Genomic DNA, 21,950 nt, shown 5'->3' on the forward strand with positions numbered 1-21,950 from the left:
ATTAAACTGTAGAGAATATTATTTGATTAATCGATCAAAAAATTATATATATAATCAAATTTCGTGATGAAGGAGGGATCCACTCCGATGAAAAAGCAAATAGAGAGGTTAAAGAAACGGCGGATAGCCGCTTTGCGTACAGATATGCCGCTGGTGCTGCTTATGGTGTTGGCTGCAATCGCGATTCCCCGCGTGGTCATTGAAGACTTGCAGCTGCTTTCGCTGGAGTCGCCTCTATATAAGGCGCTTTCTGCGGGTCCGTTTGTGATCTACCTTGGTATTGCCTTGTTACGGAAGAACAAAAGGCCGTTTTATGACTTTATCGTTCTAGGTACGCTGCTGGGCCTGTTTGTTGCAGTAACTCATCAGATCACCATGGACAATAATTTGCCTGAGCTCAAGGGAAATTTGAAAGATTTCTTCAGCCCGGCAGGGGAAGAGATAGTTATTCGCTTCGTGATCTTTATCAGAATACTTGCTGTCCGCTTCATGGCAGGGGTATGTCTTGGCTTGATCGCAAACGTTGCATGCAGGATTCGGGAGAGAGGAACGAAGAATCCATCCGGCAATTCATTCCCGTCTTCAGTACGGCTCCGCCGCCTTGCTCCAGCGCTGGGCCTGCTCCTTCTTGCACCATGGGTGGGTGAATTTTTACTGGGAGTCAGTCCCCTCCGGAACCTTCCCGGGTTTCCGCTTATTGTGCCGCTGTACGGCGGAGGTGCCCTGCTCATTCGAGAGCTGGTCCGTCATACCGGCCGCGGTTGGCCGTCCCTCTTCCTCTTGGCTGCGGCATATGGCGTTATTGAGGCGGGTCTGGTGGATCAATCGCTCTTTAACCAGGCCTTCTTAGGCCTAGAATCCCAGAAAGTCACACCTATTCCCGTGCTGGGAATCAGCGCCTATAACACTCTGGCTTTTGTGATGGGGCATGTCATATGGAGTATCGCCGTTCCTGTTGCACTTGTAGAGATGATGACGCCTGCCAGAATGACGGTACCCTGGTTAGGGAAGGCGGGTCTGATCATAACCGGCGGTTTGTATCTTATGGGTTGTGCCATTGTTTTCAGCTTTATATACGCCGATGAAAAATTCCTGGCTTCGCCAATGCAGTTGATGTGTACAGCCTCTGCGGCGCTCGCGCTGATTGCTTTCGCCTTTGTTATTAAAAAGAAAAGGAGTCCTGATGTTCCTTCGGCCCGCCCGGTGCCAAAGCCATGGCCTCTTGGTGTGGGTGCATTTGCAGCGGCCAGCCTGTTTTTTATGAAGCCCGAAAGCTGGGCTGGCCTGACGATGGGCATCTTCATCTTATGCATCGTGTCGCCGCTCGTTGTCCATTGGTCACGGCAGGAGGAGTGGCGCTTGGTGCATCAATTCGCCTTGGTTGCCGGAGCTTTGCTGACGTATGCATGGGGAGGCTTTGAGTTGACATTGTTGTTGTGGCCGGATGACTCTTTGGCTTGGATCGGAAATGTACTTTTTGCGTTGATCGCCGTAATGCTGCTGTTTGTGACCGCAAAACGAATACACCAAGCCCCTTAGGCAACGTAACTTTATTTAATTGGCAGCGAAAATACGAGGCTTCGTGCTGCCCGGCACTTTGAGCTTGATACGAAACATAAAAGGCAGCCGAAAATGAAACGGCTGCCTTGTCCACAATTGATCCTGTTCCGAAAACTTTTAAAATTCATTTCGAAGGACAATTCTGCCTATTATTTCTTTTGCATCCATCCTTCGATGCGCCTCAGACGCATTTTGAAGCGGAAGAAGGGTCACCGGAAAATCTATCTTTCCTTCCTCGAGTAATTGGAGAACAGCCTTTGCGGCAGGACGGCCGGCACTCGGGTTTCCCATCAAATAGCCACCAACGTTAAATCCCTGAACCCCTAAATTTTTTAACCACAATGTGTTGCTCGAAATATCCACGGCATGCTCGCTTGCATTGCCTACAAGCAGAGCACGGCCGAGTGGAGCCATTAAGTCCAAGCTTGAAGCAAGCATATCTCCGCCTACGGGATCGACCACGATATTAAACTGTTCATCTGCGAACGCCGTTGGAAAATCTTCGGACAGAACAACATCGTCATAGTCTAATTCACGCGCAGCTTCCAGTTTGGAGGCAGTTCGAACCGTTCCAACGATGCGGGATGCTCCAAGTGAACGAGCAACTGCAGGGTACGCAGATGCCAGTCCTCCAATAGCGCCGTGGATTAATACATTCTCACCTTTTTGAATGTGGGCGACCTTTGTCAGGGACAAATACGCAGTCACAGCGTTCGGGAGCGCCGACACGGCAAGCGCCGGGTCAATGTTGAATCCATCGAGAGATATGGTAAGAGCGGAATCGGCAACTGTAACAGTCGCGTACCCACCCAAACTCATCAAAGAAAGTGTAACGACAGGCTCACCGATTCGAAAGTCGGTGACACCTTCTCCCAATTCTCGGATAGTACCCGCAACCTCCAACCCAGGTACGTAGGGCGGCGAAAAAATAGGAATCGTACCGCGGCGAAGGAAAGAATCAATCAATCCGACTGCAGAGTGGGTTACATCAATGCTGACCTGCCCCGGTTCTGGATGAAGGTCTGGCGTTTCGGATTCCGAGAAGACGTCAGGACCTCCGTATTGTGTGACTACCATAGCTTTCATGCTGATTTCCTCCTTAAGTCTGGGTATGGGCTTGCTTTTTAGTTTGTCAGCTCGCTGACCTCTTTATTTTCAATGATTTTCAGATGCAAAAATAGTCCGATTGTGCTTAAATATTGCCTAAGACTGTGAAAAAGAGACATAATACAATCACGGAACGAAAACTATCAATCCTATAAATCAAAACGCCGGTTTATTTATTTTGTGCAAATTACTAATAGGGAAGGTAGATGAAATGATAGAGGACATCTCTGCTGATACTAGACGTTGTCTGAGTAGAATTTTAACTCTGACTTCACAATTTTCATTTTACGATGGAGTTTATCATACAAATATTCCATTTCTCTCCATACTTAAGGAAAACAAATCTACGCCCGTCTCGCAAGGGGTTCTTGCTCCTTCTGTTTGTGTAGTCATACAAGGAAATAAAGTACTTCATGCCGGGCGGGAAACAATTGAATACGGAGCGGGGAATTATCTTGCTTCAAGTATCAACATGCCAATCAAGGGGCAGGTTCTGAAAGCCACAAAAGAAACACCATATGTTGCGCTGCAAATTAATTTTACCTCTGAAGAGGTATCATCGGTTGCTTTGGAGGCAAAGGTTAACATCAATTCGTATAAAAGCTTAAGCACCGGCGCATTTATTGGGAAAACGAATATGGAAGCGCTTGGGGTATGTGAAAGGCTTCTTCGGCTTTCCGTTGACGCCCAAGCGGTCGCTTTTCTTGCTCCCGCCGCGAAGCGCGAGCTTATTTATCGCCTTTTAACCGGCGAGGAGGGTGATGTTTTTTATAGTAAAATGCTTTTGCATCAAGAGGCTGCCGGGATAAACCATGTAATTAATTGGATTACTGCTCATTTCGACAGTCCGTTTACGATCAGTCAATTAGCTGATTTGGGAAACATGAGCGTTTCCAACCTGCATCACAAATTTAAAGCCGTAACGACTATGACGCCGCTTCAATACCAAAAGCGGATCAGACTTCAAGAGGCACGAAGACTGCTTATAGCAGGTATGATTGATGTAACCAGAACGGCATCGCAGGTTGGCTATGAAAGCTCGACACAGTTTATACGGGAATACAAACGTCTATTCGGACTCTCGCCCTTAAGGGATGTTCGAGCCATACGGGCAGCAGGGGGCACAGAAAAGTAAGGAGATAGTCCGCTTTATATTCTTGCAGGTTCGATTGCTGCCGGGTCCGCCGAAATGATCCAAGCCAATAAAGGAATTAAATATGCCTATCACGAACAGTTTACTATTCCAGATATAGAGATTGCCCGACAGAACGAAAATGAAATAGAAGGGTGGGTGCAGCCCCATCCCGGCGGTCCATGGTGGCAGGTGCGGGCCGTCAGAGTCACTCATAACGAACAGACGGGAGCGTGTGCAGGATGAAAGTGTTATTTATTGGCGGAACCGGCCTGATTAGCTCGGCGGCTTCCAAACTGGCGATCGAGAAGGGCTTTGATCTTTATTTGTTAACCCGGGGAACCCGTGATCAGTTGGCGCCTGAAGGTACAACTGTACTTCATGGAGATATCAACAACCGTGCTGAAATGGAAACGCTTTTGAACAATCAGCATTTTGATGTAGTGGTTAATTGGATCATTTTTGAGCCGGATGGCATTGAGCGAGATATTCAGCTGTTCGCGGGAAAGACCAATCAGTATATTTTCATCAGTACGGCGGCTACTTATCAGAGGCCCCCCGGCTACTACATCCTGGATGAATCCACACCTCAGCACAATCCCGGATGGCCTTACGCCGTCAATAAAATAGCCTGTGAGGAAAGGCTCGTCAAGGAATATCGGGAACAGGGTTTTCCCATCACGATTGTAAGACCTTCCCACACTTACGGTCCGACCAGCATTCCGTTTGCGATCACAAGCGGAGCTCATCCCTGGACGCTTGTGGACCGCATCCTTAAGGGAAACAAGATTATTGTTCCGGGCGACGGCACTTCGCTCTGGACAATAACCCACAATACCGATTTTGCAAAAGGTCTGGTAGGGCTGTTAGGAAATACGCAGGCCATCGGCCAATCTTTTCACATTACCTCCGATGAAGTCAAAACATGGGATCAATACTTGACTATCATCGGCCAAGCGGTCGGTGCGGAACCGAACATCATTCACATCACCTCGGAATGCATCTCGCTTGCCATGCCGGAATTCAAAGGCCAATTATTCGGGGATACGTGCAACAGCTACGTTCTGGACAACAGCAAAATCAAAGCTTTCGTTCCCGGCTACATGGCGACAACCAGGTTCGAGCACGGGATTCGTCAATCCATTGCCTATTTCAGCGAGCATCCGGAACGGCAAACCGTGGATGAAGCGCTAAACGCAAAAATGGATCATTTAATCGCGGCTTACGAGGCGTTTTTGTCGAAGATATAAAGGCAAGCCGCCGCAACTTTGTCCAGATGAGTAAAATATTATTCCGGACGGGCGAATATTGCCAAGCTAAAAGACCTGTTCGCGGGAATCGTTCATGTGACGGAAAATTGAACTTTTTATCTATTAACCATAATCTAGAAATATTCGCGGGCCTTTTTTTGACTCTCCCTTCCGTCTTGGATTACCATTAGGTGGAAGGGAGTGATGGATCATGGGAAATGTTTTGTTCATTGGTTTTCCCGGAGAAGGACATGTCAACCCGACGGTAGGATTGGTTAAGGAGCTTACTAGCAAAGGAGAGAAGGTAACGTATTATTGCACGGAAAAATTCAGGTATCGAATGGAAGGAGCCGGAGCTGAAGTCCGAATATACGAGGATTTCGTTGAAGAGCTGCTGAACAATGCCGGCCAAACGGGCAGGGACCCGTTCATGTTCATGGAGTTTTTGCTGCGAAACTCGGAGAGGCTGTACGAGTCGATTCTGCCGCAGGTGCAGCGCGAAAACTACGATTATGTCATTTACGATCACGTGTTTCTGGCCGGCTGGATGCTTGCCGAAACACTGCAGGTGCCAAAAATCGCCTCTTGTACGACGTTCGCGTTTCATCCCGAATGGGAAAATCCGATGAAGGATTTGATTCCGCCGGCCAAGCTTGCGGAATTTAGAGACAAAATCGATGACTGGTCGGAGCAGATGCAGACCAAATATCAATTGGACCTCAGCTTCCTTAAGCAGCAGATGGGAATCATGTGCCACCCGGTCGATATGACGATTGTGTATACTTCGACGTATTTTCAGCCGAAAGCGGATCGGTTCGACGATTCGTTTCATTTCGTCGGGCCGTCCATCGCCGACCGCGCGGATGCGCCGGATTTTCCATTGCATGAGCTGAAAGGGCGCAAGGTTGTCTTTATTTCCATGGGCACCGTATTTAATCAGCAAAAGGCCTATTACGAGATGTGTTTCGAGGCGTTCAAGGATCTGGATGCGGTCGTCGTGATGTCCGTCGGCAAAAAGACGGATTTAAGCGACTTCCCGTCGATTCCGGATCATTTTATCGTCCGGAATTATGTGCCTCAGCTCGAAGTGCTGCAGTGCTCCGACGTATTCTTTACCCATGGCGGGATGAACAGTTCGAGCGAGGGCCTGTTCTTTGATACGCCGCTTGCCGTCGTGCCGGTCTCGGCGGATCAGCCGATTGTGGCCGGACGGGTTGCCGAACTGGGAGCGGGAATCGCGCTCAAGCTGAGCGAGATCTCTCCCGTGCAGCTGCGCGAAACGGCCAAGAAGCTGCTGAGCGATCCATCGTATAAGCAGCAGGCCGCCAAAATCGGGGCATCCTTCCGCGAAGCGGGAGGGGCGCGGAAAGCGGCGGAGCTCATTATGCATTGGCGGCATCTTACGGCCTTATAAAGCGGTCGGTCTGGCATCCGGGGTTCGAAGGAGACCGATCAAGTTCCAAAATTTCTTGAGCAAGCAATACTGATGATGCAAAAAAGCCGCGCTTGCGGTTTTTTTGTATCTGGACCCAAGCGCAAAAGATGAGACAAGAAATAAACCGTATGATTGTGACACAAGTCCTCAGACCATACTACTGGAAGATGAAGTCATTTACATTAAAAATGACCTCGTTGATCCAGAGAAACCTAATAGCGGAGAAACTTCTAGACCAACTGATCAGGCCAATATCACCGGCAGTTTCAAGCACGGAAATGAGTAGGGCAAAAAAAACGTATTATCCAGATTCTGGTTGACGCTATTCGTAAGCCCGTGATATAGTTTCCTTATTCAAGTTCCAATTCTAATGATCTAATAAAGGAGGTCACCGAGATGGCAAGTCCAATTGTCCCAATCCAATCCAACTTAATAGGCTTGTATCCATCGGCTGGCCCTGCCGTGCGTCTGCATTAATTCCCCCATGTACCTCGCTCCAGGCGGTTTCGCCTGGAGTTTTTATATTTCATCTCCAGGTTCCCGTCTGCACGGTCACGGTCACGCCGCGATTGCTTTAAGTCAGAAAGGGGCTCTTCGCCACCATGCCGCAAACACGCAAACCAAAACAATCCATGTCCTGGCTCCTCCAATACCTGCGTCCCGTCAAATGGCGGATGCTCGCGCTGATGCTCTTGCTGTTATTGACGACAGCGCTCCAGCTCCTGAACCCGCAGATCATCCAACGGTTCATCGACCAGGCGACCGGCTCGGGAAGCGTCTCCAGCCTGCTGTCTCTGGCAGGGCTGTATCTCGTCGTTGCCGTGCTCAATCAATTGTTCACGGTTTCGGTCGACTACCTGGGGAATGACGTCTCCTGGCGTGCGACCAACCAGATTCGGGCGAACCTGCTCAAGCACACTTTGCGGCTCGATATGCGGTTCCACAACGTAAAGACGCCGGGCGAGATGATTGAACGAATCGACGGAGACGTGACCTACATGTCGAACTTCTTCGCGATGTTCATCGCCAAGATCGTGGGCAGCTTCGTCCTGCTCGCGGGTATTCTCGGATATATGTTCGTCTATAACTGGCCGATCGCTGCGACGATGACGGCCTTCACCTGCCTATCCATCGGCGTCATGATCGGAATCCGTGACATGGGCGTGAAAGCCTCCCAATCGGAACGCCAAGCGAATGCCGCCCTCTTCGGCCTTATCGAGGAGCGGATCGCAGGCATTGAAGACGTACAAGCGAACGGTGGAGTACCGCATCTCATGAATCGCTATCACCGGGCAATGCGGTCGGTCTTCCTCTCCGGCCGCAGGGCTTGGATGCTCCGGGTCATGCCTTGGAATGTCACGGTCGTGATGTTCACGGTCACCGTCACCATCGTTCTGATGATTAGCGTCCGCTTGTTCCTGCAGGGGCAGATCACGCTCGGCATGCTATTCCTCTTTTTTCAATACACCCAAATGCTGAATGACCCAATCGAACAGCTCGGCGATCAGCTGCAGGAGTTCCAGAAGGCGAAGTCCGGCATGCGCCGCGCCCAGGAGCTGCTCTCGCTGCGAAACGAGATCGTAGATGGCGATGACGACGAGCTGCCGCAAGGCCCGCTCTCCGTGTCGTTCGAGCAGGTGAACTTCAGCTACAACGAGGATCAGCGTATCCTGCACGACATCAGCTTCAAGCTGAAGCCGGGGGAACGGCTGGGCCTCATCGGACGGACCGGCAGCGGCAAGTCGAGCATCAGCCGGCTGCTGCTCCGTCTATATAATTTGGACAGCGGCGTCATTCGGGTAGGCGGGGTGGATATCCGTTCCCTGCGCCTGGAGTCGCTGTACCGCAGGGTCGGCATGGTCACGCAGGATGTGCAGCTGTTTGACGGCACGCTCCGCGACAACCTGACGCTGTTCAATCCGCACCTCTCGGACGAAGAGATCCTCAAGACGACCGAACGGATCGGGCTGCGGCCCTGGATCGAGGCGATGCCCCAAGGGCTGGATTCACGCCTCTCCGCCGGAGGAGCATCGCTCTCAGCAGGGGAAGCGCAGCTGTTCGCGCTGACGCGGGTGTTCCTGACCCAACCGAGTCTGGTCATCCTCGACGAACCGTCCTCGCGGCTTGACGCCGCGACGGAGGCGATCCTGCAGACGGCTGTGGATCAACTGCTGGAGCGGTGCACGGGGATCGTGATCGCCCATCGGCTGGCCACGCTGGACCAAGTCGACAAAATCATGGTGCTGCGCCAGGGCCGAATCATCGAGTTCGGCGCGAGAGCTGCCTTGGCGCAAGATCCGTCATCGGAATATGCCCAGCTGCTGCGAGCCAACCGACAGGAGGAATTGGCATGACCGTCAAGCAATTCATGGGGAGATTGTTTCGTTACAACCCCGTTCTATATCTTGTAAATGGCCTGCTATGGGGGCTCTTCCACGCGATGCCCGTCGGCATCGGGCTTGGGATGAAATGGTACTTCGACCGAGCGACGACCCAGTCCCATGATTACCTGTGGCTCGCGCTGCCGCTAATCGTCGTCGCGCTGATCCGCTTCTCCAGAGTCGGCATGTTTTTTATCGCCTTTTTCAAATGGGTGACGTACATCTATCACCTCCAAGCCGTTCTGCGCCGCAATATGCTGGCCGGGATCATGCGCTGGCCCGGACGCAATCTGCCGGCCTCTCCCGGGGAAGCGATGACCCGCTTCCGGGAAGACGTGGACGAAGTCGTTGAATACGTGGAGTCCTGGGTCGACTTTTGGGGCCGCGTGATCTACGCAGTCACCTGTATCGTGATCATGGCCCGCATCAATTGGCAGATTACGATGGTGGCCATCCTCCCGCTCGTCGTCGTCACGTTGTTCAACAACTTGTCTGGCAACCGGGCGAGACGGTATTCCCAGCTGAACCGGGAAGCGACCGGCCGGATCACAGGCTTCATCGCGGAGACGTTCGGCGCAGTGCAGGCCGTGAAGCTCGGACGGGCAGAGGATCACGTGCTGAACCGGTTCCTCCAGCTGAACGAGAGCCGGCGGAAGGCGGCCTTGCGGGACAATCTGTTCAAGCAGTGGATGAGATCGCTGAACCAGCATGTGCTCAGCATCTGCACTGGCGTCATCCTTCTGATGTGCGCCGCGGAGATGAAGGAGGGCCGCTTCACCGTAGGCGATATCGCTCTCTTCACCTCCTATCTGAGCACGTTCGCGTTCAGCGTTTCACTATTCGGCTACATGGTTTTCCAACATAAGCGGCTGCGCGTTGCGCTCGACCGGATGCGGATTCTGTTCCGTCCGGGAGAGGAGGACCGCATCGCGGATCATAGCGAGATCCATCTGTATGGCGATCCCCCGGAGATCGAAGCCACGGTCGCGAGCGAGGATGATCGACTACAAAGCCTGGAGGTTCGGGGCCTGTCCTATACGTATCCGAACTCGAAGAACGGAATCCGGGACGTCGGCTTCCGCCTGGAGCGCGGCAAGTTCCTGGTCGTTACCGGCCGGATCGGCTCGGGCAAATCAACGCTTGTCCGAACGCTCCTCGGCCTCCTGCCGAAGTCAGACGGCACCATCCAATGGAACGGGCGGTTGATAGAAGACCCGGCTGCCTACTTGAAGCCGCCGAGGACGTCCTATACGCCTCAAGTGCCGCGGCTGTTCAGCGACACTCTGGTCGAGAACATCACGCAAGGCAGTCCCGTCCCGCCGGACGCGCTGGACCGCGTCATCCGTTTGGCCGTAATGGAGCAGGACCTTCGAACGTTGGAGAACGGGCTCGAGACGTTCGTCGGCCCCCGCGGTGTCATGCTCTCCGGCGGACAGATTCAGCGTGCCGCCACGGCTCGGATGCTCATGACGCAGTCGGACGTATTCCTCTTTGACGATCTGTCTAGCGCGCTAGACGTCGAGACGGAGAAGGTTCTGTGGGAGAGGCTGTTCCAGGAACGGGACGTGACCTGTATCGCGGTGTCTCATCGCAGAGCAGCGCTGGCGCGTGCCGACCACATCCTCGTGATGAAGGACGGACGGATCGAAGCCGAGGGCTCGTTGTCCGAACTGTTGGCGACCAGCGCGGAGATGCAGCTGCTGTGGCAGGGCGAGGAGTCGAGGGTGGACGTCGAGGAAGAAGAGGCCGAACAGCCGGCGTGAGGTGCGAATGGTTGGACGCCGACAAGCGCTTAGCCAGGCTTATCTAACGGGACATAATAGCTCATTATATGAGGCAGCCGGTCAGATGGATCGGCTGCCTTTCTTCAACTAACAAAGTAAAAAGAGAAAGAGGGGAATCGGGAATCGGACCAAGCTGTTGTGTTCGTTAATTGCTGCAGCAGTGGCTGCTGCGGCGGACTGCTCCTGTTTTCTATTGAAATAACAGGTAATTGAACTTAATTAATGTGTTCGTTTTCAGATATTCCCTGTTACAATAAAGGCATCATTTTCGCTAATATTTAATAGATATTTTTTAACAGGGAGTGATATCGAAATGACTGAAATATTACCGGAAGCTGTTAATCGATCTATGCGGAAGTTGTGCGAATCGCTGGAAATCCGGATACCGGATACCGTAGAGTCCGTTTATGTATATGGCTCGACCGCTCTCAATGCTTTTATTGAAGGCTCAAGCGATATAGACTTTCTCGTATTTGTTAACCGAACGTTAACGACGTCTGACATCCGATTGATTATGGAAGCGCACGAGGATGTTGAACCAGCGCTCTCTGGAATGGATATTATGGGCGCCTATATCCATCGGGAGGATGCGGGTAAGTCCGTCGGAGCGATCTCTCCCGTTCCCACATATTTCGATAAAAAAATGCAATCTGACGGGGACGGGGATTTAAATCCGGTCACATGGTGGATCCTTCAAAGACATGGCATCTGTGTGTATGGCCAGCCTATGTCCTTCAATTATGAGCTGTCATCCGATGAACTCACCCAATACGTTATTGAAAATATGAATTCATATTGGGCCGGATGGATTGACCGATTGGAGCAAAAACTTAATTCGCCGGGTATGACTGAGCAGGCAGTCTCAATGGAACGGAATGACTATGCAGTTGAATGGTGCACCCTCGGCATGCTGCGGCAATTTTATACGATTCGAGAGCATGACGTGACCAGCAAAATTGGTGCCGGAGAGTATGGCCTTACACGATTACCCGAACGTTGGCATGGACTTATCCGGGAGGCCATCTCAATCAAGCGTGGAGAGCATTCAAGAGAATATGCTTCGCAATTGAAACGGATGCATGATCTAGTCGAACTGCTTCGCCTGATTCACACTGAGAGTAAGAACGTCTACAAAACGAAGATTTCTTGAATCGTTCTTTAATACCGCCAAACAACACAACCAGAACTCATTGATTTTTACAGTCATTATGTATAAAATGAAATGACGAAAAATTTCCGGAAGGAGTGGGAATATGAGAGTAAAACAGAAACCAATCCATTTTACTTTTTCATATTCTCCTCCTTTCATCAGGACACTAAAGCGTTCATCGCTTTAGTGTTTTTTATTTTTATGGAGGTGTAACGATGACGAAATACAAAAGAGTGCTTATTAAACTAAGTGGCGGAGCAGTCGCAGGAAATACTGAATTCGGTTTTGCGCCGGAAAGATTGGATTACATCGCTAATGAAATTATGTCCGTTGTGAACCTGGGTGTAGAGGTATCCTTGGTTATAGGCGGCGGAAATATATTTCGGGGAAATATGGCGGAAAGTTGGGGAATCGAAAGAGCAGAAGCTGACAACATCGGTACCCTTGCAACTGTTGTCAATAGCTTAATGCTCCGTGGAGTTCTGAAGGCCAAAACAAATAAAGAAGTTCGGGTAATGACAGCAATACCCATAACATCAGTTGCCGAGCCGTATATCAGGCTAAGGGCCGTCCACCATCTGGAAAAAGGATACATTGTCATTTTTGCGGGAGGAAACGGGCAGCCTTACGTAACAACTGACTATCCTTCGGTACAAAGAGCGATTGAAGTTAATTGTGAAGCGCTTTTAGTTGCAAAACAAGGCGTAGACGGCGTTCTCAATGCAGACCCAAAGTACGATAAAAATGCCAGAAAGTTCAAATCCCTTCATTACAACGACGTTTTACAACATAACTTGAAGGTGATGGATCAGTCGGCATTCATATTGGCAAGAGACTATAATCTGCCAATGTATGTGTTCAACTTTGACAAGCCTGGTTCAATGAAAGAAATTTGTGAAGGGGAAAACATCGGAACGATCATTAGCGGTGAATCAGTTCTGGAATTGGAATGAATAGACTATTGTTGCCGCGGGTTTCTTCACAAGTACGACGAAGACGCCCGTTTATGTTTTTGGACAAGGAATGGAAAGTACTTGAACAACTCTCTGAAAAGTATAATATGGATAGTAAGCTGTATTTCATAGACAAAGAAAAAGAGGGAGTGTTCATGAGGGTGAGTCAATATGATGCTGCTGAATATCATGGGGTGGAGGAATTTAGATGAAGAATGGCGATCAGAAGTATTTTACTAGCGAGGTCTCTCTGACTTTGAAAGCGGTTGCCGACCGGATGATTCCGGAAGATGCATGGCCTTCGGCGACCGGTGGAGGAGTCCTGACATACCTGAAACGTAGTGCCGCACAGGATGCTGCTGCCTGGACGGATGTGATAGAACCTGGACTTCGCGCACTGGATGCAGAAGCATCAGCTCTCCATAACCGACCATTTTCGGAACTGCCGTCTCATGAGAAAGATAGACTGCTCCACGACGCCGAGCATGATTCCTTTCGGGACTGGCCTGTTTCGTCTAAACGCTTCTTTGACACTTTATTGTGTCTGGTCATCGAAGGCTACTATGGCAGTCCTGAGGCGGGCGGGAATATTGAAGGCAAGTCTTGGGACATGATCGGATTTCGCCCGGGCCCGGTATCCGAAAGCCATGTGCCGGTCACGGAAACCGATCTGCCGCAAAAATCCTTCGATCAACTTCGTGATCAGTATGATGTGATCATCGTTGGAGCTGGGGCTGGCGGATCGGTAGCGGCTGCTGTATTGGCTGAATCTGGACTTCACGTTCTTGTCGTTGAGCGCGGAAGCTGGCTTCGTTACAGTGAGGTAGGCAGCGATCACTTGCGTAACCATCGTTTCAGCAAGTATGGCCATAATACGGGACCAGGCTTGGAAGGCAACCCTCGTACGATTCTATTGGCGGGCGGAAACGAGCGGATCACCGCGCCTTTTGAAGGCGACTACCATAATAACGCAATGACGCTGGGTGGAGGAACACGGATCTACGGGGCGCAGGCATGGCGATTTCATCCGGATGACTTCCGTATGGCAAGTCGCTATGGGATACCAGACGGGAGTTCGCTAAGCGATTGGCCGATTCGCTATGAGGAGCTCGAACCTTATTACATGCGTGCCGAGTGGGAAGTCGGTGTCTCCGGTGATGGGGATGCCCACCCTGGACGCGGGAAGCGGCAACGCTCTTATCCAATGCCGGCGCTGCCGCGTACGCTGGAAGCAGAACGCCTGGCCCGGGCGGCAGAGAAGCTGGGATGGGAAGCGGGGCCGGTTCCTCTCCTCATCAACTCCATCGACCGGGACGGTCGGCCGGCTTGCGGCCGGTGCGGCCAGTGTGTCGGATTTGCCTGCCCGACCAACAGTAAGAATGGCGGGCACAATACGATGTTAGTAAGGGCTGTTGCTACCGGCAACTGCGATCTGATCTGCGATACCACGGTAGAGCGCATCGATACCGAGGGAGGAAGACATGCCACCGGGGTTCGTCTTGTGCAGCAATTGGACGGCGCTATCCAGCGGCGGCAAGTGCGGGCTGGGCATGTTGTGGTTGCCGCCGGAGCCATCGAAAGCGCACGCCTTCTTCTCAACTCGGCAAGCGTTTCGGAACCGCATGGAATCGGCAATCGGAACGGACAAGTAGGGAGAAACCTTCAAGGCCATGTCTATTCCGGCGCTTACGGCCTCTTTGATGAACCGGTTCAAGATGGTCTTGGTCCGGGGGTGAGTATTGCCACCTTCCGTTTTGACCATCGCAACGAAGGCGGAATAATCGGGGGCGGATTGCTTGCTAACGAGTTTACTCGGCTGCCGCTTATTCACTGGTATCGGGCGCTTGCGCCGGATGCTGCACGATGGGGGAGCGCAGGCAAGGACACGATGCGCGAGAGTTACCTGCGCACCAGCCAAATTCAGGGACCCATTCAAGAGATCCCGAGCGCCGAGTCCAGAGTGCGGCTATCGAAGACGGTCAAGGACCGCTTTGGCATACCTGCAGCCCAACTCTCCGGAAGTGTCCATCCCGAGTCTCTTCGAGCTTCAGCCATGCTGGCTGAGCAAGCGGAGAAGTGGCTCTGGGCCGCCGGCGCAAGCGAGGTATGGCGAACTCGGCCAGGTGGCGGGCTTAGTGCCGGTCAGCATCAGGCGGGTACACTGCGCATGGGAAACGACCCATCGACATCCGTTACTGATCCCATTGGCCGCATACATGGATACGACAATCTCTGGGTGAGCGACGGCTCTGTGCACGTGACCAATGGCGGCGTTAACCCGGTGTTGACGATTCTTGCCTTGGCTTTCCGCACGGCAGAAAACCTGGTGAAACAAGGGTAGCGAGATGATGGGATATGCGTGACCAAGGCACATTACCTAAAAAGGCAGAGACAGTTTGCTGTGTCCTCGTTCGTGTACTCCGTTTTGAACCAAATCATCATAGCTGCTTTTGTATTAATACTAACAGACAAGGAATTGTCTTGCTTTGGTATTCCAACGAAATAACCCTTAAGGAGTATGTTCAATGAAGCCTGTACTCAGTTATACAATCTGGTTTTCACAGCGGACCGGAAGTACCTTGCTGTATAAAGCACTCGAATCGACCGGGGTAGCAGGAATTCCAGGTGAGTGGCTGACGGAACCAGATCCCGCTACATTCGGCTACCAGGACATACGGCAAATGTGGCAGAATGGTATGACTCCAAATGGCGTATTCGGGCTCAAGATCTCGTCAGTCAAGTTGGATGAATGGTTGGGTACATTCCAAAAAGAGTTACTTCTGCCTGATGGGCTGTCCGGGCCAAAGATTTGGGAAGAAGCTTTCCCGGCTTGTAAACACATCTTCATGACCCGTCGTAATAAAGTGAGGCTCGCGGTGTCGTGGTGGAGAGCGATCGTAACCGGTGAATGGCATCGGGTACATGGCTTGCAGCCGCATCAAGAGGAGATAGTGGAAAAGTATTCCTTTGATGCAATCAATCATTTGCTTGTGGAGTGCACGTTGCGTGAAGCTGCCATGGAAGCTTTTTTCGCAGAAGAGCATATTGTACCCATGACGATTGTATACGAAGACTTTATCCGGAACTACAATGATACGGTTATGAAAGTTTTGAGCTTTCTGAACATATCGACGGAAGCTATTCAGGTCGCTTCTCCCTTCTATGACCCAATCGCCGATGATATCGCTGAAATCTGGGTACAACGTTTTCGCAAGGAGCGGCAAGTGGGCTGGGACAACATAGCCTGGTGACTGAAGATGGCAGGCGCAGGAGGGAGAATCATTGTACATAAGAAAAGCTTGTTTAGAGGATGCAAAGGGTATTGCAAAGGTTCACGTCGATAGTTGGATATCTACTTATAAAAACATTATTCCAGATGAGTTTTTAAAGAACCTGTCTTATGATCAACGAAAGGACCTATGGGAACGTAATATCTCTAAAAAGGGGAATTATGTGTTTGTCGCATTAAATAATGAGGGAGAAATCGTAGGATTTGCAGATTGCGGAAAAAGAGAAAGCAATAATATCGATAATTCTGGTGATTTGACATCTATATATTTGCTTGAAGAATTTCAAGGAAAAGGTGTAGGGAAGAAACTTTTAAAAGAACTTTTTCTTCAATTTGAAGAACTCGGTTACAATAGAGTCTTTGTTGAGGTATTAGAAGATAATAAAACCCGTTATTTCTACGAATATTATGGTGCCAATTTATTTAAATCAGAGATGATAACAATTGCCGGTAATGAATTGAATCTCCTTATATATGAGTGGAGTAATATTGGCGAGGTATTATCTAAATTAACAAGGTGAGGAAGGTTTATTGCAATCAAAAATGGCAAAACATTAATTTGTCGTGATTGAGCTAACTGGGCACGTTAGTGAGGAGCTTGCCGCGCGGCAGCTCCTTTTCGTTTGTTGAAGTAACAGGCAGGATAGCGCAGGATGGAGAAACCTAAAAGCTATAAAAGTAAAAAGGGAGGAATGGATTTGAGGACGGATATAAGTAATTGGATGCCAATAACTGTGTCGGAAATAAATAAAATGTTTTCGGACATGCCTCTTTACTGGTGTATCGCTGGAGGTTGGGCTTTAGATTTGCATCTATGCAAGCAAACAAGGGAACATAGCGATATTGATGTTATTATCATTCGAGAAGAGCAATTAATCGCCTATCAGTATTTAAAACGTGATTGGAAGTTATACAAGGCGGAGGATGGTAAGCTTGATCTTTGGGAAGATGGAGAATATTTGAACTCGACAAATGACATATGGATTAGTAGGAGCAGCGAGACGCCTTGGGCTTTTCAAATAATGATAATTGATACCGAAGAAAATTCTTGGATTTATAAGAGGGATAAATCAGTTAGAAGACCACTTGATGAAATTTTTTTGAGAACTGTTGAAGGCATACCTTATTTGAGACCTGAAATCCAACTTCTCCATAAAGCGGGTGGTTCGCAAGTACGCGAAAAGGATTATAATGATTTCCAAACCATGCTTCCGTCACTTCTACCACAAGAAAAAGCATGGCTGAAATCTTCTTTATACCGGCAATTTCCACAAGGTCATGCCTGGGTCAAATTTCTATAAATTGAATAACCTGACTGCTTGTTGCTGCTATTAACAAACGGGTACAATAGTGTGAAGCAGCTGCTCCATTTTTTGGAATTAATAGGTCAAACGCCAAACCACCACATTCGAGCGGAAGGATAGATATCCCTATGAAATCATCCATGACAGAGCTTTATGTGTCGCATGAAACTCGACTTGTCCGCTATGCCGATGTGTCCACTGCCTTATCGTTGCTCAGCGATGAACGGCTTCGAGAGCGGATGGAGGATGCTGTGGTTCTTAGTACAGGCATCGGTGGCACAACGGCGTTGTTGCAACTTGAAAACATGTCCATCTTCGTGAAAATAGTACCGCTTACGGAATTAGAAAGACGCACCCGGAATGTCATGTCTACTGGAAACGCGTTTGAACTCCCTCCGTTTTGCCATTATGGCTTAGGTTCACCAGGTGGTGGAGTCTGGAGAGAGGTCGCCGCCCACACCATGACCACCAACTGGGTGCTGGCGAAACACTGTGAGAGCTTCCCGTTAATGTATCACTGGCGGGTGTTGCACAATCCGAAACGACATATGCCACTCCCGGAGGAACTGAGAGATGTTTCCCGTATGGTTGAGTTTTGGGGTTCCCAGGCAGTGCGGGATCGTATCGAGGCAATTGAGCAATCCGTGGACAGTGTTCTGCGAGTACATACCCTATAACCTGCACGACTGGCTTACAGAACAAGTCGCTATTGGTGAGGATGCAGCCACCTCAGCATTTAGAATGGTGGATTCTAACCTGCGGTCTGCTGTCTCGTTCATGAATGCGAATGGGTTACTGCATTTCGATGTTCACTTTAGAAACGTTTTAACCGACGGACACCGTGTTTATATTTCGGACTTCGGTCTTGCAACGTCTTCTTTGTTTGAGTTGTCCGATTGCGAATTGGAGTTTCTCGAATTGAATAAGGCTCATGATGGATGTTATGTGGTAACAGAGCTTGTGAACTGGCTTGTAACGGCCTTAGGCGGTACTGTGAATCAAACAGAACGTATAAACTTTATACGCCAATTTGTTGAGGGTAACGAGTCGCCAGCGGTGATGGATTCAGCAGCTGGGATTATCAAGCGGTACGCTCCAATAGCCTTAGTGATGAATGATTTCTACACGAATCTCGTTTCGGTGAGCAGAACTACGCCATTTCCAGTCAAGGAGATTCAACGTATCTGTGCAACAATCGGGTTCGAGCCGGGATTGAGCTAACAGGGCAAGATAATTTATTAAAAAGGTCTGCCGCGCGGCAGACCTTTTGCTTAGGAACCAGGCAGACTGCGGCAGCTTTAATGACCGCAGAACATTCATAATAACCCCAGAAAGGCCACGGAATCCGCGGCTTTTTTTTTGTTCCCAAAGAGCGGCTATTCTCTTTCTCGTGACGATGCGCTGCAAGTGATTAGTATGCGGTACATATTTAAGGTTTATGTAAGGTTCGGATTAAAATCCTGTAAGGTGGGGCTGTTACGATGTGTTTAGCGACATAATTCATTTCTTTAAGGAGATAGTCAAATGAAAACCATTCTGCAAGCTGTTAATTTGCAAAAGACGTTCGGAACCAAAGAAAATGAATATCCGGGCATCGACCTCGATATAAAGGAAGGGGAATTCGTCGGGGTGATGGGCCCTTCCGGGTCGGGGAAATCGACATTGCTGAACATTCTTTCGACCATCGATACGCCGACCTCCGGCGAAATCACGATCGACGGCCAAAATATCGTGTCCATGAGCGAGTTGGAGCTGTCCGATTTCAGGAGGAATAAGCTGGGCTTTATTTTCCAGGATTATAATCTGCTCGATACATTGACGGTACAGGAAAATATATTGCTTCCGCTCGCCTTGTCCAAAGTGCCGCCGGCGGAGATCAAGGCGCGGGTGGGCAAAATCGCGGATACGTTCGGTATCGTTCATATTCTCGGGCAGTATCCGTATCAGATTTCGGGAGGGCAGAAGCAGCGGGCGGCGGCGGCGAGGGCAATGGTTGCGCAGCCTCGCCTCATTTTGGCCGACGAGCCTACCGGCGCACTCGATTCGAAATCGGCAGCCGGCCTGCTGGAAAGTTTGCAGGAGCTCAATCTGTCCGAGCATTCAACCATTATGATGGTGACTCATGACGCTTATGCCGCCAGCTATTGCCAGCGGGTCCTTTTTATAAACGATGGCCGGCTCGTTAGGGAGCTTCATAAGGGTCAGGGGACGCGCAAAGAATTTTTTCAGCACATTCTGGAAGTGCTGGCGTCGCTCGGAGGTGGCTATCATGACGTTGTTTAAAATCGCCGGAAAAAATATCCGGAAAAATTTCGCCCATTATTTCCTCTATTTTGCTTCCATGATTTTCAGCATTGTCATTTACTTTACCTTCGTGTCCTTAAAATACGACAGCACGATTCAGTCGGTATCGGACGGAACGATCCAGATCAGGTCCGCTTTCAGCGGCGCGGCAGTCGTGCTGGGCATATTCGTCGCCATATTTATCTGGTATTCGAATTCGTATTTCACGCGGAAGCGCAAAAGGGAGGTTGGGCTGTACGCCCTGCTCGGGATGCGCAAAAAACAAATCGGGCTCATGTTATTTTATGAAAATATTGTGATGGGCCTTCTCGCGCTTGCAGCGGGGATTGTGCTTGGCTCCGCGCTCTGCCGGTTCTTCGTAATGGTTCTGATGAAAACGATGGGCTATGACGCCGCAGCCGGCTTTTCCATTTCTTCCGCCGCCGTCATCAACACGTTCATCGTGTTTATGATCATTATACTGTTTACTTCAATTCAAGGTTATCGGCTGATTTACCGGTTCAAGTTAGTGGAATTGTTTTATGCGGACCGGCAGCGCGAGGATGAACCGAAGGCTTCTGTGGCGATCGCAGTACTTTCTCTTATCCTGATCGGAGGCGGCTATTGGCTGGCCTTGCAAAATCCGCTTCAATCGGATGCGTGGATGGCTCTGGGATTCATGATCACCCCGCTCTCGATCCTGGTTGCGGTGATTATCGGAACGTATCTGCTGTTCAATACGGTGACTGTTACCTGCCTGAAGCTGTCCAGACGCAACAAGCGGCATTATTGGAAAGGCGTCAACCTGATCGGGACGTCCCAGCTGTTGTACCGGATGAAGGGCAACGCCCGGATGCTGACCGTCATTGCGGTGCTGAGCGCAACCACGCTCACGGCAGTCGGCACAGCGTACAGCTTGTATTACAACAACCGGAGCTCTGTCTCGCAGGCCAACCCGAACAGCATCATGTTTGTGGATACGGACATCGGCGTCACCGGTCAGGCGGATAACGCGATCCGGCATTCTCCGGATCATCACGTACGCTACCATGAGTCGATTCCGCTGCTTCAGGCGGATGCCGATATTTCGGAACTGTACAAGACCGGCGGTTCGGACGAGCAAACCTTTACCGTGCTGTCCAATCGGGAGTTCAACCGGCTCGCCAAGCTCCAGGGGCGGAACGATTCGTTAAGCCTGCAGGTGGACGAAGCCGCCGCGCTGGACCCGGTGTATATCGACGGCATGTCACCGGCATACACGGGTTCAGCCATTACGCTGAATGAAAGCGGGGGGAGCGATAAGCTGACCTTCAAGGAACTGAAGAAATACAATGTTCTGAACCAGCGAACGGTGTACTTCACTATCGTCGTCAGCGATGAAGTGTATGCGAAGCTGAAGACCAAGTCTCCGGCAACGACCGTCGAGGCTTACGGCATCACCCGCCAGGACAATGCCAAGCCTCTGACGCAGGAGCTGAAGGGCATTCTGCCGGAGAAAGCCAATTTTACAAGCTTTTATAGCGATTACTCCCTGGGAATGCAATCGACCGGCCTGATCATGTTTATGGGCGCATTCCTGGGCCTTGTCTTCTTGGCGGCGACAGGCAGCATCATTTACTTTAAGCAATTGACCGAAGCGAATTCGGATAAAGCGCGGTACCGGATTTTATATCAGATCGGTTTTAATAAGAAAGAGATCCGCCGCGCGGTCGCCAAACAGGTCAGGTTTATTTTTGCCCTGCCGCTGGTTGCCGGAATTGCTCACTGTGCGGCGGCCTTATCTGCTGTGTCCCATCTGATGCAGTCGGGCTTGGCCATTCCGGTTGCCATCTGCATGGGGGTCTATACGTGTATTTATCTCATCTACTATTTGTTTACGGTGAATGCCTACTGCAGAATCGTAACGAACTTCAACTAACGATAAATAGAAGGAGCGATTGGTGATGAAAGCTTTCCTAATCACGATTATAACCGTACTTGTCTTGCTGTTCGGATCTGTCCTGCTGCTTCAAAACGTGAATTTGAACAGGCTGGGCACCGACCAATATTATGTCCAAGTCGGAAAAGGCGTGAAAATGGAAGATAAAGCGGACGACGGCATGACCTATGTGTATTACCAATATTCGCTGGATGGCTTCGACAAGGATGGCAAAGAGAAGAACGTCACATTTACCGCAAACAAAGAATTGCGCAAGGATGCTTACTTGTGCGTATATCTGAAGGGCAGCAAGGCGAGCTCCTATCAGGAGGTTCAGGCGCAAGAGCTGCCGGAGCCGGCCAAGCGGGAGCTGGAAGGTCATTAATACGGAATTTTAATCATAA

Annotated in this window: 18 protein-coding genes; 17 read left to right on the forward strand and 1 reads right to left on the reverse strand. The window is 50.3% G+C overall.

Features of this window, described 5'->3' with window-relative positions; all coding sequences use genetic code 11:
* The first annotated feature begins 87 nt into the window (after positions 1–87).
* A complete protein-coding gene (locus AC0YNV_RS02445; protein WP_475765528.1) occupies positions 88–1,539 on the forward strand; it encodes a hypothetical protein in 1,452 nt (483 codons plus the stop codon).
* A gap of 138 nt (positions 1,540–1,677) precedes the next feature.
* Here the strand turns inward: AC0YNV_RS02445 and AC0YNV_RS02450 are convergent, their stop codons facing one another.
* A complete protein-coding gene (locus AC0YNV_RS02450; protein WP_475765530.1) occupies positions 1,678–2,646 on the reverse strand; it encodes a quinone oxidoreductase family protein in 969 nt (322 codons plus the stop codon).
* 232 nt (positions 2,647–2,878) lie between these two features.
* Between AC0YNV_RS02450 and AC0YNV_RS02455 the strand changes: the two genes are divergently transcribed.
* The 16 genes from AC0YNV_RS02455 (at position 2,879) to AC0YNV_RS02530 (ending at position 21,931) form a co-directional block, all read left to right on the forward strand.
* Positions 2,879–3,802, forward strand: coding sequence for an AraC family transcriptional regulator (locus tag AC0YNV_RS02455; RefSeq protein WP_475765532.1), 924 nt, complete (start codon positions 2,879–2,881; stop codon positions 3,800–3,802).
* A 239-nt stretch (positions 3,803–4,041) separates the two neighbouring features.
* Positions 4,042–5,049 (forward strand): SDR family oxidoreductase, encoded by a 1,008-nt coding sequence (locus AC0YNV_RS02460; protein ID WP_475765534.1) that lies wholly within the window; start codon positions 4,042–4,044, stop codon positions 5,047–5,049.
* Positions 5,050–5,260: 211 nt separating this feature from the next.
* Positions 5,261–6,463, forward strand: a complete 1,203-nt coding sequence (locus AC0YNV_RS02465) for a macrolide family glycosyltransferase (RefSeq protein ID WP_475765536.1) — start codon at positions 5,261–5,263, stop codon at positions 6,461–6,463.
* 623 nt (positions 6,464–7,086) lie between these two features.
* Entirely contained in the window at positions 7,087–8,838 is a 1,752-nt protein-coding gene (locus AC0YNV_RS02470) for an ABC transporter ATP-binding protein (protein WP_475765538.1), read from the forward strand.
* Positions 8,835–10,628, forward strand: coding sequence for an ABC transporter ATP-binding protein (locus AC0YNV_RS02475; RefSeq protein WP_475765540.1), 1,794 nt, complete (start codon positions 8,835–8,837; stop codon positions 10,626–10,628). Before AC0YNV_RS02470 ends, AC0YNV_RS02475 begins: the two co-directional genes overlap by 4 nt.
* 334 nt (positions 10,629–10,962) lie before the next feature.
* On the forward strand, positions 10,963–11,799 hold the full coding sequence (locus AC0YNV_RS02480) for a nucleotidyltransferase domain-containing protein (protein ID WP_475765541.1): 837 nt from the start codon (positions 10,963–10,965) through the stop codon (positions 11,797–11,799).
* A 215-nt stretch (positions 11,800–12,014) separates the two neighbouring features.
* Entirely contained in the window at positions 12,015–12,752 is a 738-nt protein-coding gene (pyrH, locus tag AC0YNV_RS02485; RefSeq protein ID WP_210039652.1) for a UMP kinase, read from the forward strand.
* 208 nt (positions 12,753–12,960) lie between these two features.
* Positions 12,961–15,093: a GMC family oxidoreductase gene (locus tag AC0YNV_RS02490; RefSeq protein WP_475765544.1), complete on the forward strand. Its 2,133-nt coding sequence runs from the start codon at positions 12,961–12,963 to the stop codon at positions 15,091–15,093.
* A gap of 184 nt (positions 15,094–15,277) precedes the next feature.
* The gene (locus AC0YNV_RS02495) at positions 15,278–16,003 is read left to right on the forward strand and encodes a Stf0 family sulfotransferase (RefSeq protein WP_475765545.1); all 726 of its coding nucleotides are present in this window, start codon (positions 15,278–15,280) and stop codon (positions 16,001–16,003) included.
* A 31-nt stretch (positions 16,004–16,034) separates the two neighbouring features.
* Positions 16,035–16,562, forward strand: a complete 528-nt coding sequence (locus AC0YNV_RS02500) for an N-acetyltransferase family protein (RefSeq protein WP_475765546.1) — start codon at positions 16,035–16,037, stop codon at positions 16,560–16,562.
* 132 nt (positions 16,563–16,694) lie between these two features.
* Positions 16,695–17,342 carry a nucleotidyltransferase domain-containing protein gene (locus tag AC0YNV_RS02505; RefSeq protein WP_475765548.1) on the forward strand — a complete coding sequence of 216 codons (648 nt, stop codon included), beginning with the start codon at positions 16,695–16,697 and terminating at the stop codon, positions 17,340–17,342.
* Between the two features lie 131 nt (positions 17,343–17,473).
* A complete protein-coding gene (locus AC0YNV_RS02510; protein ID WP_475765549.1) occupies positions 17,474–18,022 on the forward strand; it encodes a hypothetical protein in 549 nt (182 codons plus the stop codon).
* The gene (locus AC0YNV_RS02515; protein ID WP_475765551.1) at positions 17,979–18,566 is read left to right on the forward strand and encodes a protein kinase; all 588 of its coding nucleotides are present in this window, start codon (positions 17,979–17,981) and stop codon (positions 18,564–18,566) included. Before AC0YNV_RS02510 ends, AC0YNV_RS02515 begins: the two co-directional genes overlap by 44 nt.
* Before the next feature lie 303 nt (positions 18,567–18,869).
* Complete coding sequence (locus tag AC0YNV_RS02520) at positions 18,870–19,628, forward strand: ABC transporter ATP-binding protein (protein WP_475765553.1); 759 nt, start codon at positions 18,870–18,872, stop codon at positions 19,626–19,628.
* The gene (locus tag AC0YNV_RS02525; protein ID WP_475765554.1) at positions 19,615–21,546 is read left to right on the forward strand and encodes an FtsX-like permease family protein; all 1,932 of its coding nucleotides are present in this window, start codon (positions 19,615–19,617) and stop codon (positions 21,544–21,546) included. The genes AC0YNV_RS02520 and AC0YNV_RS02525 overlap by 14 nt, the downstream gene beginning before the upstream one ends.
* A gap of 25 nt (positions 21,547–21,571) precedes the next feature.
* Positions 21,572–21,931 carry a YxeA family protein gene (locus AC0YNV_RS02530; protein ID WP_475765556.1) on the forward strand — a complete coding sequence of 120 codons (360 nt, stop codon included), beginning with the start codon at positions 21,572–21,574 and terminating at the stop codon, positions 21,929–21,931.
* Positions 21,932–21,950: the final 19 nt, after the last annotated feature.

Source organism: Paenibacillus sp. JT31N11 (assembly GCF_056269285.1).

Bases quoted from the DNA above. Each gene is read 5' to 3' on its own strand.
- AC0YNV_RS02445 (WP_475765528.1), top strand. From the start codon at position 88: ATGAAAAAGCAAATAGAGAGGTTAAAGAAACGGCGGATAGCCGCTTTG.
- AC0YNV_RS02450 (WP_475765530.1), bottom strand. From the start codon at position 2,646: ATGAAAGCTATGGTAGTCACACAATACGGAGGTCCTGACGTCTTCTCG.
- AC0YNV_RS02455 (WP_475765532.1), top strand. From the start codon at position 2,879: ATGATAGAGGACATCTCTGCTGATACTAGACGTTGTCTGAGTAGAATT.
- AC0YNV_RS02460 (WP_475765534.1), top strand. From the start codon at position 4,042: ATGAAAGTGTTATTTATTGGCGGAACCGGCCTGATTAGCTCGGCGGCT.
- AC0YNV_RS02465 (WP_475765536.1), top strand. From the start codon at position 5,261: ATGGGAAATGTTTTGTTCATTGGTTTTCCCGGAGAAGGACATGTCAAC.
- AC0YNV_RS02470 (WP_475765538.1), top strand. From the start codon at position 7,087: ATGCCGCAAACACGCAAACCAAAACAATCCATGTCCTGGCTCCTCCAA.
- AC0YNV_RS02475 (WP_475765540.1), top strand. From the start codon at position 8,835: ATGACCGTCAAGCAATTCATGGGGAGATTGTTTCGTTACAACCCCGTT.
- AC0YNV_RS02480 (WP_475765541.1), top strand. From the start codon at position 10,963: ATGACTGAAATATTACCGGAAGCTGTTAATCGATCTATGCGGAAGTTG.
- pyrH (WP_210039652.1), top strand. From the start codon at position 12,015: ATGACGAAATACAAAAGAGTGCTTATTAAACTAAGTGGCGGAGCAGTC.
- AC0YNV_RS02490 (WP_475765544.1), top strand. From the start codon at position 12,961: ATGAAGAATGGCGATCAGAAGTATTTTACTAGCGAGGTCTCTCTGACT.
- AC0YNV_RS02495 (WP_475765545.1), top strand. From the start codon at position 15,278: ATGAAGCCTGTACTCAGTTATACAATCTGGTTTTCACAGCGGACCGGA.
- AC0YNV_RS02505 (WP_475765548.1), top strand. From the start codon at position 16,695: ATGGAGAAACCTAAAAGCTATAAAAGTAAAAAGGGAGGAATGGATTTG.
- AC0YNV_RS02510 (WP_475765549.1), top strand. From the start codon at position 17,474: ATGAAATCATCCATGACAGAGCTTTATGTGTCGCATGAAACTCGACTT.
- AC0YNV_RS02520 (WP_475765553.1), top strand. From the start codon at position 18,870: ATGAAAACCATTCTGCAAGCTGTTAATTTGCAAAAGACGTTCGGAACC.
- AC0YNV_RS02525 (WP_475765554.1), top strand. From the start codon at position 19,615: ATGACGTTGTTTAAAATCGCCGGAAAAAATATCCGGAAAAATTTCGCC.
- AC0YNV_RS02530 (WP_475765556.1), top strand. From the start codon at position 21,572: ATGAAAGCTTTCCTAATCACGATTATAACCGTACTTGTCTTGCTGTTC.